Origin of the sequence: Pseudomonas sp. R1-43-08 (genome assembly GCF_003852255.1) — a bacterium.
Lineage (GTDB): Bacteria > Pseudomonadota > Gammaproteobacteria > Pseudomonadales > Pseudomonadaceae > Aquipseudomonas.
This window is the reverse complement of the sequence record NZ_CP027734.1, coordinates 4,212,317-4,227,588: the sequence shown is the minus strand read 5'-3', so window position 1 is coordinate 4,227,588 and position 15,272 is coordinate 4,212,317. Positions and strand designations below refer to the sequence as shown.

The following is a 15,272-nucleotide window of genomic DNA, read 5'->3' as shown; positions in this document are numbered from 1 at the left end:
GCGGCGGTATTCAGTTGCTGGTCGGTGGGCAATCGAATCGCGATGGTCCCTGGGTCGTCCTTTTGTTTCCTCTATATAGAAGGGCGGTGGGATGGAAAAGAATTCTCAGGTTTTCGATTTAACTGCTTGACGCTCCTGCTTAAAGCTGTAGAATTCGCCTCCCGCTTACGAGAGATCGCAAGCGCAAGTGGTTGAAGTTGTTGAAGAATTCTTCGAAAACTTCTGAAAATAACCGCTTGACAGCAAGTGAGGCTGCTGTAGAATGCGCGCCTCGGTTGAGACGAATAGCTCTTAACCAACCGCTCTTTAACAACTGAATCAAGCAATTCGTGTGGGTGCTTGTGGAGTCAGACTGATAGTCAACAAGATTATCAGCATCACAAGTTACTCCGCGAGAAATCAAAGATGTAACCAACGATTGCTGAGCCAAGTTTAGGGTTTCTTAAAAACCCAAAGATGTTTGAACTGAAGAGTTTGATCATGGCTCAGATTGAACGCTGGCGGCAGGCCTAACACATGCAAGTCGAGCGGTAGAGAGAAGCTTGCTTCTCTTGAGAGCGGCGGACGGGTGAGTAATGCCTAGGAATCTGCCTGGTAGTGGGGGATAACGTTCGGAAACGGACGCTAATACCGCATACGTCCTACGGGAGAAAGCAGGGGACCTTCGGGCCTTGCGCTATCAGATGAGCCTAGGTCGGATTAGCTAGTTGGTGAGGTAATGGCTCACCAAGGCGACGATCCGTAACTGGTCTGAGAGGATGATCAGTCACACTGGAACTGAGACACGGTCCAGACTCCTACGGGAGGCAGCAGTGGGGAATATTGGACAATGGGCGAAAGCCTGATCCAGCCATGCCGCGTGTGTGAAGAAGGTCTTCGGATTGTAAAGCACTTTAAGTTGGGAGGAAGGGCAGTTACCTAATACGTGATTGTTTTGACGTTACCGACAGAATAAGCACCGGCTAACTCTGTGCCAGCAGCCGCGGTAATACAGAGGGTGCAAGCGTTAATCGGAATTACTGGGCGTAAAGCGCGCGTAGGTGGTTTGTTAAGTTGGATGTGAAATCCCCGGGCTCAACCTGGGAACTGCATTCAAAACTGACTGACTAGAGTGTGGTAGAGGGTGGTGGAATTTCCTGTGTAGCGGTGAAATGCGTAGATATAGGAAGGAACACCAGTGGCGAAGGCGACCACCTGGACCAACACTGACACTGAGGTGCGAAAGCGTGGGGAGCAAACAGGATTAGATACCCTGGTAGTCCACGCCGTAAACGATGTCAACTAGCCGTTGGGAGCCTTGAGCTCTTAGTGGCGCAGCTAACGCATTAAGTTGACCGCCTGGGGAGTACGGCCGCAAGGTTAAAACTCAAATGAATTGACGGGGGCCCGCACAAGCGGTGGAGCATGTGGTTTAATTCGAAGCAACGCGAAGAACCTTACCAGGCCTTGACATCCAATGAACTTTCCAGAGATGGATTGGTGCCTTCGGGAACATTGAGACAGGTGCTGCATGGCTGTCGTCAGCTCGTGTCGTGAGATGTTGGGTTAAGTCCCGTAACGAGCGCAACCCTTGTCCTTAGTTACCAGCACGTTATGGTGGGCACTCTAAGGAGACTGCCGGTGACAAACCGGAGGAAGGTGGGGATGACGTCAAGTCATCATGGCCCTTACGGCCTGGGCTACACACGTGCTACAATGGTCGGTACAGAGGGTTGCCAAGCCGCGAGGTGGAGCTAATCCCAGAAAACCGATCGTAGTCCGGATCGCAGTCTGCAACTCGACTGCGTGAAGTCGGAATCGCTAGTAATCGCGAATCAGAATGTCGCGGTGAATACGTTCCCGGGCCTTGTACACACCGCCCGTCACACCATGGGAGTGGGTTGCACCAGAAGTAGCTAGTCTAACCTTCGGGAGGACGGTTACCACGGTGTGATTCATGACTGGGGTGAAGTCGTAACAAGGTAGCCGTAGGGGAACCTGCGGCTGGATCACCTCCTTAATCGACGACATCAGCTGCTCCATAAGTTCCCACACGAATTGCTTGATTCATTGAAGAAGACGAAAAGAAGCAGCCCGAAATTGGGTCTGTAGCTCAGTTGGTTAGAGCGCACCCCTGATAAGGGTGAGGTCGGCAGTTCGAATCTGCCCAGACCCACCAATTTTGTGTGGGAAACGCCTGTAGAAATACGGGGCCATAGCTCAGCTGGGAGAGCGCCTGCCTTGCACGCAGGAGGTCAACGGTTCGATCCCGTTTGGCTCCACCACTACTGCTTCTGTTTGTAGAAAGCTTAGAAATGAGCATTCCATCGTTGTGATGGTGAATGTTGATTTCTAGTCTTTGACTAGTTCGTTCTTTAAAAATTTGGGTATGTGATAGAAAGATAGACTGGACGTTACTTTCACTGGTAACGGCTCAGGCTAAGGTAAAATTTGTGAGTCGCTCTTAATTGAGTATGATCGAATTTTCGGCGAATGTTGTCTTCACAGTATAACCAGATTGCTTGGGGTTATATGGTCAAGTGAAGAAGCGCATACGGTGGATGCCTTGGCAGTCAGAGGCGATGAAAGACGTGGTAGCCTGCGAAAAGCTTCGGGGAGTCGGCAAACAGACTTTGATCCGGAGATGTCTGAATGGGGGAACCCAGCCATCATAAGATGGTTACCTTACACTGAATACATAGGTGTATGGAGCGAACCAGGGGAACTGAAACATCTAAGTACCCTGAGGAAAAGAAATCAACCGAGATTCCCTTAGTAGTGGCGAGCGAACGGGGACTAGCCCTTAAGTGGCTTTGAGATTAGCGGAACGCTCTGGAAAGTGCGGCCATAGTGGGTGATAGCCCTGTACGCGAAAATCTCTTAGTCATGAAATCGAGTAGGACGGAGCACGAGAAACTTTGTCTGAATATGGGGGGACCATCCTCCAAGGCTAAATACTACTGACTGACCGATAGTGAACTAGTACCGTGAGGGAAAGGCGAAAAGAACCCCGGAGAGGGGAGTGAAATAGATCCTGAAACCGTATGCGTACAAGCAGTGGGAGCCCACTTTGTTGGGTGACTGCGTACCTTTTGTATAATGGGTCAGCGACTTATTTTCAGTGGCGAGCTTAACCGAATAGGGGAGGCGTAGCGAAAGCGAGTCTTAATAGGGCGTCTAGTCGCTGGGAATAGACCCGAAACCGGGCGATCTATCCATGGGCAGGTTGAAGGTTGGGTAACACTAACTGGAGGACCGAACCGACTACCGTTGAAAAGTTAGCGGATGACCTGTGGATCGGAGTGAAAGGCTAATCAAGCTCGGAGATAGCTGGTTCTCCTCGAAAGCTATTTAGGTAGCGCCTCATGTATCACTGTAGGGGGTAGAGCACTGTTTCGGCTAGGGGGTCATCCCGACTTACCAAACCGATGCAAACTCCGAATACCTACAAGTGCCGAGCATGGGAGACACACGGCGGGTGCTAACGTCCGTCGTGAAAAGGGAAACAACCCAGACCGTCAGCTAAGGTCCCCAAGTTATGGTTAAGTGGGAAACGATGTGGGAAGGCTTAGACAGCTAGGAGGTTGGCTTAGAAGCAGCCACCCTTTAAAGAAAGCGTAATAGCTCACTAGTCGAGTCGGCCTGCGCGGAAGATGTAACGGGGCTCAAACCATACACCGAAGCTACGGGTATCACGTAAGTGATGCGGTAGAGGAGCGTTCTGTAAGCCTGTGAAGGTGAGTTGAGAAGCTTGCTGGAGGTATCAGAAGTGCGAATGCTGACATGAGTAACGACAATGGGTGTGAAAAACACCCACGCCGAAAGACCAAGGTTTCCTGCGCAACGTTAATCGACGCAGGGTTAGTCGGTCCCTAAGGCGAGGCTGAAAAGCGTAGTCGATGGAAAACAGGTTAATATTCCTGTACTTCTGGTTATTGCGATGGAGGGACGGAGAAGGCTAGGCCAGCTTGGCGTTGGTTGTCCAAGTTTAAGGTGGTAGGCTGGAATCTTAGGTAAATCCGGGATTCTAAGGCCGAGAGCTGATGACGAGTTGTCTTTTAGACGACGAAGTGGTTGATGCCATGCTTCCAAGAAAAGCTTCTAAGCTTCAGGTAACCAGGAACCGTACCCCAAACCGACACAGGTGGTTGGGTAGAGAATACCAAGGCGCTTGAGAGAACTCGGGTGAAGGAACTAGGCAAAATGGCACCGTAACTTCGGGAGAAGGTGCGCCGGTGAGGGTGAAGGACTTGCTCCGTAAGCTCATGCCGGTCGAAGATACCAGGCCGCTGCGACTGTTTATTAAAAACACAGCACTCTGCAAACACGAAAGTGGACGTATAGGGTGTGACGCCTGCCCGGTGCCGGAAGGTTAATTGATGGGGTTAGCTAACGCGAAGCTCTTGATCGAAGCCCCGGTAAACGGCGGCCGTAACTATAACGGTCCTAAGGTAGCGAAATTCCTTGTCGGGTAAGTTCCGACCTGCACGAATGGCGTAACGATGGCGGCGCTGTCTCCACCCGAGACTCAGTGAAATTGAAATCGCTGTGAAGATGCAGTGTATCCGCGGCTAGACGGAAAGACCCCGTGAACCTTTACTATAGCTTTGCACTGGACTTTGAATTTGCTTGTGTAGGATAGGTGGGAGGCTTTGAAGCGTGGACGCCAGTTCGCGTGGAGCCAACCTTGAAATACCACCCTGGCAACTTTGAGGTTCTAACTCAGGTCCGTTATCCGGATCGAGGACAGTGTATGGTGGGTAGTTTGACTGGGGCGGTCTCCTCCTAAAGAGTAACGGAGGAGTACGAAGGTGCGCTCAGACCGGTCGGAAATCGGTCGTAGAGTATAAAGGCAAAAGCGCGCTTGACTGCGAGACAGACACGTCGAGCAGGTACGAAAGTAGGTCTTAGTGATCCGGTGGTTCTGTATGGAAGGGCCATCGCTCAACGGATAAAAGGTACTCCGGGGATAACAGGCTGATACCGCCCAAGAGTTCATATCGACGGCGGTGTTTGGCACCTCGATGTCGGCTCATCACATCCTGGGGCTGAAGCCGGTCCCAAGGGTATGGCTGTTCGCCATTTAAAGTGGTACGCGAGCTGGGTTTAGAACGTCGTGAGACAGTTCGGTCCCTATCTGCCGTGGACGTTTGAGATTTGAGAGGGGCTGCTCCTAGTACGAGAGGACCGGAGTGGACGAACCTCTGGTGTTCCGGTTGTCACGCCAGTGGCATTGCCGGGTAGCTATGTTCGGAATAGATAACCGCTGAAAGCATCTAAGCGGGAAACTAGCCTCAAGATGAGATCTCACTGGGACCTTGAGTCCCCTGAAGGGCCGTCGAAGACTACGACGTTGATAGGTTGGGTGTGTAAGCGCTGTGAGGCGTTGAGCTAACCAATACTAATTGCCCGTGAGGCTTGACCATATAACACCCAAGCAATTTGTTGCTCCTAGTTGAAAGACGAAAGAGGCCAGATTGCGGTGTGTGAAGACGCAATGAACCGAAAGTTCGATGCTCACAAAACACTGACTTCTATCCCATACCCAATTTGCTGAAGCGAGGCCACATGGTCACGACTCAGTACCCGAATTTCTTGACGACCATAGAGCATTGGAACCACCTGATCCCATCCCGAACTCAGTAGTGAAACGATGCATCGCCGATGGTAGTGTGGGGTTTCCCCATGTGAGAGTAGGTCATCGTCAAGATTAAATTCCGAAACCCCATTTGCGAAAGCAGATGGGGTTTTGTTTTTGGCGGTCAAAACCCTCACACCTCTTGCAAACGCCAGCCTGCTCGCGAGATCGCCGACGCCAATGCGAACGTACCGGTAAGGCTCTATATCCTATAGAGCGCTCTATTCTGGCCTTTTATGGCAGATACCCAAAGACCAGTCGAACCTTGGCTATGATCAAGGTTCACAGATGGTGCGTTGTATATTTATCTCCACTTCATGTACCTCGCAGACACGCATACAGCGTCTGAACGGTTAAGCAAAATAATCCCGGAAACGGCTCATGCCGCCTGTCCGGACCCGACCACTGCGGACTATCATGCCGATAGCCCTGTCCCCTCACTGCAAGGAGCCGCTCGGAACGCCGATGCGCCAAATCTGGAAATCTTTTCGAGCCCTTTATTTCGCCTCCTTGATGATGCTGATCGGCTCCGGCCTGCTCAGTACTTATCTGGCCTTGCGTTTGGCGGCGGATAACGTCGATAGCCTGTGGGTCGGTGCGCTGATGGCGGCCAACTACTTTGGCCTGGTGCTGGGCGGCAAGATCGGACACCGTTTGATTGCGCGTGTCGGGCATATACGCGCCTACGCGACCTGCGCCGGTATCGTCGGCGCGGCCGTGCTGGGTCATGGCTTGATCGATTGGCTACCGGCGTGGATCGTACTGCGGGTGATTGTGGGCCTGGGAATGATGTGCCAGTACATGGTCATCGAAAGCTGGCTCAACGAGCAGGCCGATGCCAAGCAGCGCGGCGTAGTGTTCAGCGGCTACATGATCGCCTCCTACCTCGGTCTGGTGCTGGGCCAACTGATCCTAGTCATGCATCCCCACCTGGGTCTTGAACTGCTGATGCTGGTGGCGCTGTGCTTCGCCCTGTGCCTGGTGCCGGTGGCCATGACCCGCCGCATTCACCCGGCACCATTGCACCCGGCGCCGATGGAGCCGCGTTTCTTTATCAAGCGTGTGCCCCAGTCGCTCAGCACAGTGCTGGGGGCAGGGCTGATCGTCGGCTCTTTCTATGGCTTGGCACCGCTCTATGCCTCCCAGCAGGGGTTGACGACCGAACAGGTCGGTTTGTTCATGGGCTCCTGTATTTTCGCGGGACTGCTCGTGCAGTGGCCGCTGGGCTGGTTGTCGGACCGCTATGACCGCGCACTGCTGATTCGCTGCTTTGCCTTGTGTTTGGCGGTGGCGGCGTTGCCTCTGGCGATCATGACCCAGGTCCCTCTGGAAATGCTGTTCGTGGCGGGCTTCCTATGTTCACTCGTGCAGTTTTGTCTTTACCCGTTGGCAGTGGCGTTTTCCAACGACCATGTGGAAGGTGATCGCAGGGTGTCGCTGACCGCTATGTTGCTGGTGACTTACGGCATTGGGGCCAGTATCGGGCCGCTTCTGGCGGGCGTGCTGATGAAGCTGTTCGGCAGCCAGATGCTGTACGCCTTCTTCAGTTTGTGTGCGTTGATCCTGGTATGGCGTATTCGGCCGAAGGCGGTGACTAACCTGCACCAGGTAGACGATGCGCCGCTGCATCACGTGGCGATGCCTGACAGCATGTCCAGTTCGCCGTTGGTGGCCGCTCTTGACCCACGGGTAGATGAGCAGGTGGTACAGGAGCAGATGCAGGCCACTGTTCCTGAGCCAGAGCCCGAACCCACGGTGGACGAGCCGGCTGCGCAGACGCCACCGGAGCCAACGGACCCGGACGATCATCCCCATGATTTGAGCAGGGCACGCCCCTGAACGAAAAAACGGGCAGATCCCATCAGGATCTGCCCGTTTTTTTACAGCTGCGTCCAAGGCTTAAAAATCGTCATCCTTGTCGAAGCGTCGAGCTTCGCGCTGCAGTTGATACACAAAACGCTCCACCTGGCGCTGCACCAGGCCGCTCATGTTATGGAAGCGCACACCCGCGAAGGTGGTATTGATCTTGTCTTCGAAATGCAGGTAACGCAGCTCGACAGCGGTGGTCATGTTGCCGAACGGCAGCGCGGCGACAAAACGGTCATAGACTTGGCCCAGCTGCAAGCGGTCGGAAATGTCGCCTTCAAAGCGCAATTTGCATCCGGTGGCCGAGATATCCAGCAGCTTGCCGTTGAACGGTGCCTTGAGCTTCTCGCCGCCCAGTTCGATGTTCACCAATTGCGCCAGCTTCAATGCAGCGCGAAATGCGTTACGACGTTGATGGTAAACCACCTCGCCGGGCATGCTGCCAGTGTAGATACGGTGGCCGTCTTTTTCGCTGATGCTCAGCGTGCCGTTACTCTCCCAGGCGACCCGCACGCCATCATGGAAACCCTCGATGCGGAAGGGCTCGCCATTTTCCAGGTAACGTTCACCATCGCGCGGGATCATTTCGTCCAGTGCCAGCGTCTTGTTATCCCGATCGATATCCACCAGATAGCTTTGGAAGCGTTGGCTGCGTTCGTGGAAAGTGATGATCAATGGATCATGGCTTTCCTGGAGCATTCGCAAAGTGCTGGCGATTTCCAGAGGCGTGGTGAGGACCTTCGGTGGCTGCGGTGCATCTTCCGCATTAAGGGCGTTGAACACAGTTGTTCCATCTCCAGGCAAAATACGACTACACGCAAGAACCGGCATTTTGCCAGTATGTAGCGCACCTTGGATAGCTCGCGCTGTAAACCGGCGTCAGGCTTGGCTGCGGGTGCTTGGCTTGACCAGGCGTGAAGTGGAACCTTGGGCGTTATACAGGGCCGGTGGCTCGCCGCCGTGAAGGATGCGTAACTGGTTGGCGGTGGTGGCTTGCTGAAGCTGGATCGACTGGCCGTTGAGCAGATTGGCTTCCTGGCACTGGGCGAGCAACTGATTGAGTTCTTTGCTTTGCGCCAGCAATTGATCGCCGACCGAAGAATGACTCGCCAGCTGTGCCAGGCCGTCGTGATCGGCGGGCAGGCCCAGGCTGGTGAGGATTTCGCTGCGCTTCTTGCCGTGCTGTTCGAGCAGCACAATCAGCGACTGTTTGCGCGCCAGTATTTCTTCGAGCAAAGGCATATCCCGGCCATACAGGGCCAGGGATTCCTCTTTGAGCAGCTCGAGCAATTGCTGCGTCGGCGCCAGATCATCAATGATCAGTTGAAGCAAATGTTCGTCGTGGTGCATGGCTGGCCTTGGGTTTTAAGCGTCCAGAAGCCCAGCGCAGGCCTTTGCCTAGCGCTCGGCTTCGAAGTTAAGCAGCTTGCTGGCTACACGGTTGCTGTCGACCGTATAAGTGCCATCGGCGATTGCCTGTTTCAACTCGGCCACACGGGCTTTATTGACAATCGGTTGATCGCGCAGCGAGTCAGTGACCTTCTGCAACTGTTGAGCCTCATTGCTCAGGTGTACCGATTCCCCACTCTGGCTCGCGCTTGCTTGCTCTGCCTTGGCGGGCAAGGGCTGGGACTTGGCTTCTACGCTGTCCTTGGTACCGTTGGTGCGCGTGTTGCCTGGTAAGGGCTGAGTGCTGTTCAAACGATTGAAATCAATGACCATGATAAAAAAACCTCTGGGTAGTGGACGCTTGCCATGTTTTCGGCCATACCCAAACAAACTTTAGGCTTTAGTGACAATAAACCTGTACGGCGCGGCATCCAACCCACAGTGTAGGAAAAGCGGGCAATTGATTCCAGTCATCTATAGCGCCACCTCGACTTGGCCGGGGGCCGTCACCCGTGCCTTGATCACACGGTTGGAGTTGAGGTTCTTGACCCGGATCTGTTCGCTCATACCACCATTGGACAGCGCTTCCCCCGGCATTCTTACGTTCAACCCGCCGCTGCTGGCGGAAATCACCACTTGGTCACCCTTGCGAATCACCTCCGCCTGCTCCAGATGCACCAGCGTGATCACCTGATCGGTGACCATTGGTCGGGTGAGTCGCTGCCCGATAGCCTGGTCCAGGGAGGTCAGGTAACCCTGGTTGATCAGGCTGATATCCCGCTCACGCAGCACAACATCGTCATAGCCAATAATGCCGGTGCGCTTCAAAGGGCGCGCCACCACGACTACGTCGCGGAACAATTTGACCTGGGCCGGCACAAACACCGTCCAGGGGGAGGCGCTCTCACAGCGGACTTTAACGGTTACCCGACCGATGGGCTGGGCGGGGCTTTCCAGGGTGGCTGTCAATTCCTTGTCACACATTGGCAGGCGCAGGCGCGGGTCCAATGGGTTGACCTGGATTTCATAGCGCCCCGGTGTCTGGGTGGTTGCCAGATAATCTTCTACAGTGAATTCAAGAAAGCCCTGGGTGACGCCGATAAGTAGATCAGGCAGGGTGACGTTGTCGGCACGAGCCGTAACGCCCACGCCCCAGACAAGCAGCGCCATCGCGGCGCAGAGCAGTCTGCGGTACTTTGGGCGGCTTGGACGTCGGGAAACTGTCATTTTAATATCCATAGCCAAGCAAATTGCAAAGCTCGTGCCGTTTAGTGTTGGGTACGCATCGTACCTCTGGGATTTAGGAGTCTGGGCATGGCAGGAGTAATGGATTCAGTAAACCAGCGCACACAGCTGGTAGGGCAGAATCGCCTGGAGTTGTTGCTATTTCGCCTGGACGGCAAGCAGCTGTACGGCATTAACGTGTTCAAAGTGCGGGAAGTGTTGCAGTGCCCCAAGCTAACGATCATGCCTAAATCCAGTCCGGTGGTATGCGGCGTAGCCAATATCCGTGGCGCAACCATTCCGATTCTTGATTTGGCAATGGCCACCGGCTCCGCTGGTTTGCAGGACCGTCAGAGCCCGTTCGTCATCATTACCGAATACAACACCAAGACCCAGGGGTTCCTGGTGCGCTCGGTGGAACGTATCGTCAATATGAACTGGGAAGAGATCCATCCGCCGCCCAAGGGCACCGGACGCGATCATTACCTGACGGCCGTGACGCGGGTTGATAACCAGTTGGTGGAAATCATCGACGTAGAGAAAATCCTCGCCGAAGTGGCGCCCACGTCGGAGACCATCTCGGTCGGTGTGGTGGATGCCGAGACAGCGCACAAGGCGGTGTCCCTGCGCGTGTTGACCGTGGACGACTCCTCTGTCGCCCGCAAGCAGGTCACGCGCTGCCTGCAAACCATCGGCGTCGATGTGGTGGCCCTCAATGACGGACGCCAAGCCTTGGATTACCTGCGCAAGTTGGTCGATGAGGGCAAGAAGCCGGAAGAAGAATTTCTGATGATGATCTCCGACATTGAAATGCCGGAAATGGACGGCTATACCCTTACAGCTGAAATACGCAACGATCCACGCATGCAAAAATTACATATCATCCTGCATACTTCGTTGTCGGGGGTATTCAATCAGGCAATGGTCAAGAAGGTCGGCGCAGATGACTTCCTGGCTAAATTCCGGCCTGATGACCTCGCATCCCGGGTAGTCGACCGGATCAAGGCAGCAGATCACGGCTAGGGGGATTTCCCCTGGCGATCACACGATTTAAGAGGCGGTATCATTGTCTACGGGTAATTTGGATTTCGAACAGTTCCGGGTCTTCCTGGAAAAAGCCTGTGGCATATTGCTCGGTGAAAACAAGCAGTACCTGGTATCCAGCCGTCTCAACAAACTGATGGAACAGCAGGGCATCAAGTCCCTGGGTGAGTTGGTCCAGCGGATCCAGGGGCAGCCGCGCAGCGGGCTCAAGGAGATGGTGGTCGATGCCATGACCACTAACGAAACCCTGTGGTTTCGCGATACCTACCCGTTTGAGGTGCTCAAGAACAAAGTGCTGCCGGCGGCCATCAAGGCCAGCCCGGGCCAGCGCCTGCGTATCTGGTCGGCGGCGTGCTCTTCCGGGCAGGAACCGTATTCGATCTCGATGTCCATCGACGAGTTCGAACGGACCAACATGGGACAGTTGAAGGCCGGCGCGCAAATCGTCGCGACCGACTTGTCCGGCACCATGCTCACCAACTGCAAGACGGGTGAATACGATAGCCTGGCCCTTGGCCGGGGTTTGTCCCCGGAGCGTCTGCAGCGCTACTTTGATCCGAAAGGGGCAGGGCGCTGGGCGATCAAGGCGCCGATCAAGAATCGCGTGGAGTTCCGCTCGTTCAACCTGCTCGACAGCTACGCCAGCCTGGGCAAGTTCGACATGGTGTTCTGCCGCAACGTGCTGATTTATTTCTCGGCCGAAGTGAAGAAGGACATCCTGTTGCGCATCCATGGCACGCTCAAGCGTGGCGGGTATCTGTTCCTCGGCGCTTCGGAAGCCTTGAACGGATTGCCGGATCACTACCAGATGGTGCAGTGCAGTCCGGGAATCATCTACCAGGCCAAATAAGCAGTAAGCAGTCAAAATGTGGGAGGGGGCTTGCCCCCGATGGCGGTGGTTCAGTTGATATCTTTATCACTGATACACCGCCATCGGGAGCAAGCCCCCTCCCACATTTGTTTTGCCACCATCCCACCGGAAGCGGCAAGTCGTATTGCCGCTTTACTGACGCCACGCGGAAAGTACTTGCCGCTTTTCTGGCATTGCCACCGGCAACCTCCCCGCCAGCCCTTGATATACGGGGCCCCCGCAGATTGGCATGCACCTTGCTATAGCCCTGTTAACGAATAGCAGGTCAGCCTAAAGGTTTCCGCCATGAGCATCAGCTTCGATAAAGCGCTCGGTATCCACGAACAAGCCCTGGGCTTCCGCGCCCAGCGTGCCGAAGTCCTGGCCAACAACATTGCCAACGCCGATACCCCGAACTACAAGGCTCGGGATCTGGACTTCTCCGCCGTGCTCGCCGCGCAGCAGGACAAGACCAAGAACGGCACCTTCGCCTTGAACATGACCAACAGCCGTCATATCGAAGCGCAAGGCCTGAGCAGTGGTGACGAGTCGCTGCTGTATCGCACGCCCATGCAGCCATCGATCGACCAGAACACCGTCGATGCCCAGCTGGAACAATCGAACTATGCCGAAAATTCGGTGAATTTCCAGGCCAGCTTTACCCTGCTCAACAGCAAATTCAAAGGGCTGATGTCAGCCCTGCGTGGAGAATAAGCCATGTCCCTGTCCAGTGTTTTCAATATTGCCGGCAGTGGCATGAGCGCGCAGACCACGCGTTTGAACACCGTCGCCAGTAACATCGCCAACGCCGAGACCGTGTCTTCGAGCATTGACCAGACTTACCGCGCCCGGCATCCAGTGTTCGCCACCATGTTCCAGGGCGGCCAGAGCGGCGGCAGTGATTCGTTGTTCCAGAACCAGGATGCCGCCGGTCAAGGCGTACAGGTGCTGGGCGTGGTCGAAGACCAGAGCAACCTCGAGGCGCGTTACGAGCCCAACCATCCGGCGGCGAACGAAAAGGGTTACGTCTACTACCCCAACGTCAACGTGGTCGAGGAAATGGCCGACATGATTTCCGCCAGTCGCTCGTTCCAGACCAACGCGGAAATGATGAACACCGCCAAAACCATGATGCAGAAGGTCCTGACCCTGGGTCAGTGATAAGGGGCGCCAAATAATGGCCATCGTTGATACGTCGAACAATACGGCAGTCCAGGACCTCTTCAATTCCAAGGTCAAGGACGCTTCAAACAATGTAGCGAATGTTTCCAAGGCCGCCACCGGCGACCAGGCCCTCGGCAAGGATGCATTCCTGCAACTGCTGGTGACCCAGCTGAAAAACCAGAACCCCTTGTCGCCGCAGGATAACGGTGCGTTCGTGGCCCAGCTGGCGCAGTTCAGCAGCCTGGAAGGCATCAATACCCTGAATGACTCGGTGAATAACATCTCGAGCAACTTCAGTTCTTCCCAGGCGCTGCAGGCTTCGTCGCTGGTAGGACGCTCGATCATCACCCAGACCGACAAGGCGCTGGTCGATACCAGCAAGAGCATGACCGGTTCGGTGGCGGTGACAGCGGCGACGGGCAATGTCTCGGTCAAGATCACCGATAAAGACGGCAACGTGGTGCGCACCCTCGATCTGGGCGCTCAGAGCGCAGGGACTTCGGACTTTATCTGGGATGGCAAGAACGAAGCGGGTGAGGTGGCCCCAGCCGGTACTTACACCTTCGCGGCCTCCACCAAGAATGACAAGGGCGACGCGGTTGCCCTGGCCACTTCGCTGCCGGCAACCGTCACCAGCGTGACGCTGAGCAAGACCGGCGGCGAGATGCTGCTGAACCTGGCAGGCGGCATGGGCAGCGTCAAGCTGTCGCAAATTCAGACTATCGGTACATAGAGCCGGCTAAATACGGCAGAGGGAGAGAAACATGTCTTTTAATATCGGCCTTAGCGGCCTCTATGCGGCCAACAAACAACTGGACGTGACCGGCAACAACATCGCCAACGTCGCCACCACGGGTTTCAAGTCGTCTCGTGCAGAGTTCGCGGATATCTACGCGGCGTCCAAACTGGGCACCGGTCAGAACAGCATCGGCAATGGTGTGAACCTGGCCGCGGTGTCCCAGCAATTCACCCAGGGTGACGTTAACGGCAGCGGCGGTATCCTGGACATGGCGATCCAGGGCGGTGGCTTCTTCGTACAGAAGGGCAGCGACGGTTCGCTGGAGTACACCCGCAGCGGTGCCTTCCGTGCCGACAAAGACGGCTTCATCACCAACAACACGGGTACCTCGCGCCTGCAGGGTTACGCAGCGGATGATGACGGCAAGATCATCAAGGGCGGGCTCACCGACCTGCAACTGAACCTGACGAACCTGCCGCCCAAGGCGTCCACCAAGGTGGACTCCACCAGTAACCTGAATTCCTCGGAGCCTGTGATCGACCAAACGGCCAAACCGTTCGACCCCACCAAGACCGATACCTTCACCACTCAATACAGCACCACTTTGTACGACTCCCAGGGCAACGCGCACCCAATGGTGCAGTACCTGGTGAAAACCGACGGCAACAAGTGGAATGCCTATACCCTGATCGACGGTCGCAATCCTGATGGTTCGGCACCGACGGGCACTCCATCGACCCCGCCTGTGGCGTCGACATTGACCTTCGATGGCGCGGGCAAACTCACCAGCGTGGTGACCGGTGGTGTGTCCGATAAGACGCTCACCGTTGCAGGCTGGGTGCCGGGCACAGTGACTAATGGTGTGTGGAAGGCTAACGGCGCGAACGCCAACCCGGGCGGGATTGCCGTCAACATGGCCAACATTACCCAATACAATTCGGCCACCTACCGTAACCCTCCGGTCACCGATGGCTATGCCACCGGCCAGATCACCGGCCTGAAGATCGACGGTAACGGCGTAATGTTCGCCACCTTCAGCAATCAGCAGAGCAAGGCCATCGGCCAGATCTCGCTGGCCAGCTTCAATAACGAACAAGGCCTGCAACCTGCCGGCAGCACCACCTGGAAAGAGACCTTCGCTTCGGGCCAGCCTGGGTACGACACCCCACAAGCCGGCACCTTGGGTTCGATCGTGGCCAACTCCCTGGAGAACTCCAACGTCAACCTGACCAACGAGCTGGTGGACCTGATCAAGGCCCAGAGCAACTACCAGGCGAACGCCAAGACCATCTCCACCCAGAGCACCATCATGCAGACCATCATTCAGATGACGTGATGGGGTAGCGCTCGACAAGAAGCCCCTCTTAGGAGGGGCTTTT

General features: G+C 55.4%; 11 protein-coding genes, 2 tRNA genes and 3 rRNA genes. 12 read left to right on the top strand and 4 right to left on the bottom strand.

Annotation, left to right across the window (positions count from 1 at the left end; translation table 11 throughout):
• Positions 1 to 462: 462 nt before the first annotated feature.
• The 6 genes from C4J87_RS19320 (at position 463) to C4J87_RS19295 (ending at position 7,456) form a co-directional block, all read left to right on the top strand.
• Positions 463 to 1,999: ribosomal RNA gene (locus C4J87_RS19320) — 16S ribosomal RNA — on the top strand.
• A gap of 82 nt (positions 2,000 to 2,081) precedes the next feature.
• Positions 2,082 to 2,158 (top strand) — tRNA-Ile (locus C4J87_RS19315).
• A gap of 30 nt (positions 2,159 to 2,188) precedes the next feature.
• Positions 2,189 to 2,264 (top strand) — tRNA-Ala (locus tag C4J87_RS19310).
• Positions 2,265 to 2,513: 249 nt separating this feature from the next.
• Positions 2,514 to 5,405: ribosomal RNA gene (locus C4J87_RS19305) — 23S ribosomal RNA — on the top strand.
• Positions 5,406 to 5,573: 168 nt separating this feature from the next.
• Positions 5,574 to 5,689: ribosomal RNA gene (gene rrf, locus C4J87_RS19300) — 5S ribosomal RNA — on the top strand.
• The 16S, 23S and 5S rRNA genes sit together here with 2 tRNA genes alongside, the layout of an rRNA operon.
• A 393-nt stretch (positions 5,690 to 6,082) precedes the next feature.
• Entirely contained in the window at positions 6,083 to 7,456 is a 1,374-nt protein-coding gene (locus C4J87_RS19295; RefSeq protein ID WP_124368051.1) for an MFS transporter, read from the top strand.
• 60 nt (positions 7,457 to 7,516) lie between these two features.
• Here C4J87_RS19295 and C4J87_RS19290 read toward each other — a convergent pair whose 3' ends face one another.
• From C4J87_RS19290 to flgA, 4 genes are all read right to left on the bottom strand, one after another.
• Complete coding sequence (locus C4J87_RS19290; protein ID WP_124368050.1) at positions 7,517 to 8,266, bottom strand: flagellar brake protein; 750 nt, start codon at positions 8,264 to 8,266, stop codon at positions 7,517 to 7,519.
• A 96-nt stretch (positions 8,267 to 8,362) separates the two neighbouring features.
• Positions 8,363 to 8,833: a flagella synthesis protein FlgN gene (locus C4J87_RS19285; RefSeq protein WP_124368049.1), complete on the bottom strand. Its 471-nt coding sequence runs from the start codon at positions 8,831 to 8,833 to the stop codon at positions 8,363 to 8,365.
• A 48-nt stretch (positions 8,834 to 8,881) separates the two neighbouring features.
• Positions 8,882 to 9,205, bottom strand: coding sequence for a flagellar biosynthesis anti-sigma factor FlgM (gene flgM / locus C4J87_RS19280; protein ID WP_124368048.1), 324 nt, complete (start codon positions 9,203 to 9,205; stop codon positions 8,882 to 8,884).
• Between the two features lie 141 nt (positions 9,206 to 9,346).
• Entirely contained in the window at positions 9,347 to 10,111 is a 765-nt protein-coding gene (gene flgA / locus C4J87_RS19275; protein WP_124368047.1) for a flagellar basal body P-ring formation chaperone FlgA, read from the bottom strand.
• A gap of 75 nt (positions 10,112 to 10,186) precedes the next feature.
• On the opposite strand from flgA, the gene C4J87_RS19270 reads away from it, so the two are divergent.
• The 6 genes from C4J87_RS19270 to flgE all read left to right on the top strand — a co-directional run bounded on the left by C4J87_RS19270 (position 10,187) and on the right by flgE (position 15,229).
• A complete protein-coding gene (locus C4J87_RS19270; RefSeq protein ID WP_124368046.1) occupies positions 10,187 to 11,119 on the top strand; it encodes a chemotaxis protein CheV in 933 nt (310 codons plus the stop codon).
• A 43-nt stretch (positions 11,120 to 11,162) separates the two neighbouring features.
• Positions 11,163 to 11,990 (top strand): protein-glutamate O-methyltransferase CheR, encoded by an 828-nt coding sequence (cheR, locus tag C4J87_RS19265; RefSeq protein ID WP_124364034.1) that lies wholly within the window; start codon positions 11,163 to 11,165, stop codon positions 11,988 to 11,990.
• Between the two features lie 306 nt (positions 11,991 to 12,296).
• Positions 12,297 to 12,704 (top strand): flagellar basal body rod protein FlgB, encoded by a 408-nt coding sequence (gene flgB, locus C4J87_RS19260; RefSeq protein WP_057726450.1) that lies wholly within the window; start codon positions 12,297 to 12,299, stop codon positions 12,702 to 12,704.
• Positions 12,705 to 12,707: 3 nt separating this feature from the next.
• The gene (flgC, locus tag C4J87_RS19255) at positions 12,708 to 13,151 is read left to right on the top strand and encodes a flagellar basal body rod protein FlgC (protein ID WP_024076985.1); all 444 of its coding nucleotides are present in this window, start codon (positions 12,708 to 12,710) and stop codon (positions 13,149 to 13,151) included.
• Positions 13,152 to 13,167: 16 nt separating this feature from the next.
• The gene (flgD, locus tag C4J87_RS19250) at positions 13,168 to 13,887 is read left to right on the top strand and encodes a flagellar hook assembly protein FlgD (RefSeq protein WP_124368045.1); all 720 of its coding nucleotides are present in this window, start codon (positions 13,168 to 13,170) and stop codon (positions 13,885 to 13,887) included.
• A 31-nt stretch (positions 13,888 to 13,918) separates the two neighbouring features.
• On the top strand, positions 13,919 to 15,229 hold the full coding sequence (gene flgE, locus C4J87_RS19245) for a flagellar hook protein FlgE (protein ID WP_124368044.1): 1,311 nt from the start codon (positions 13,919 to 13,921) through the stop codon (positions 15,227 to 15,229).
• Positions 15,230 to 15,272: the final 43 nt, after the last annotated feature.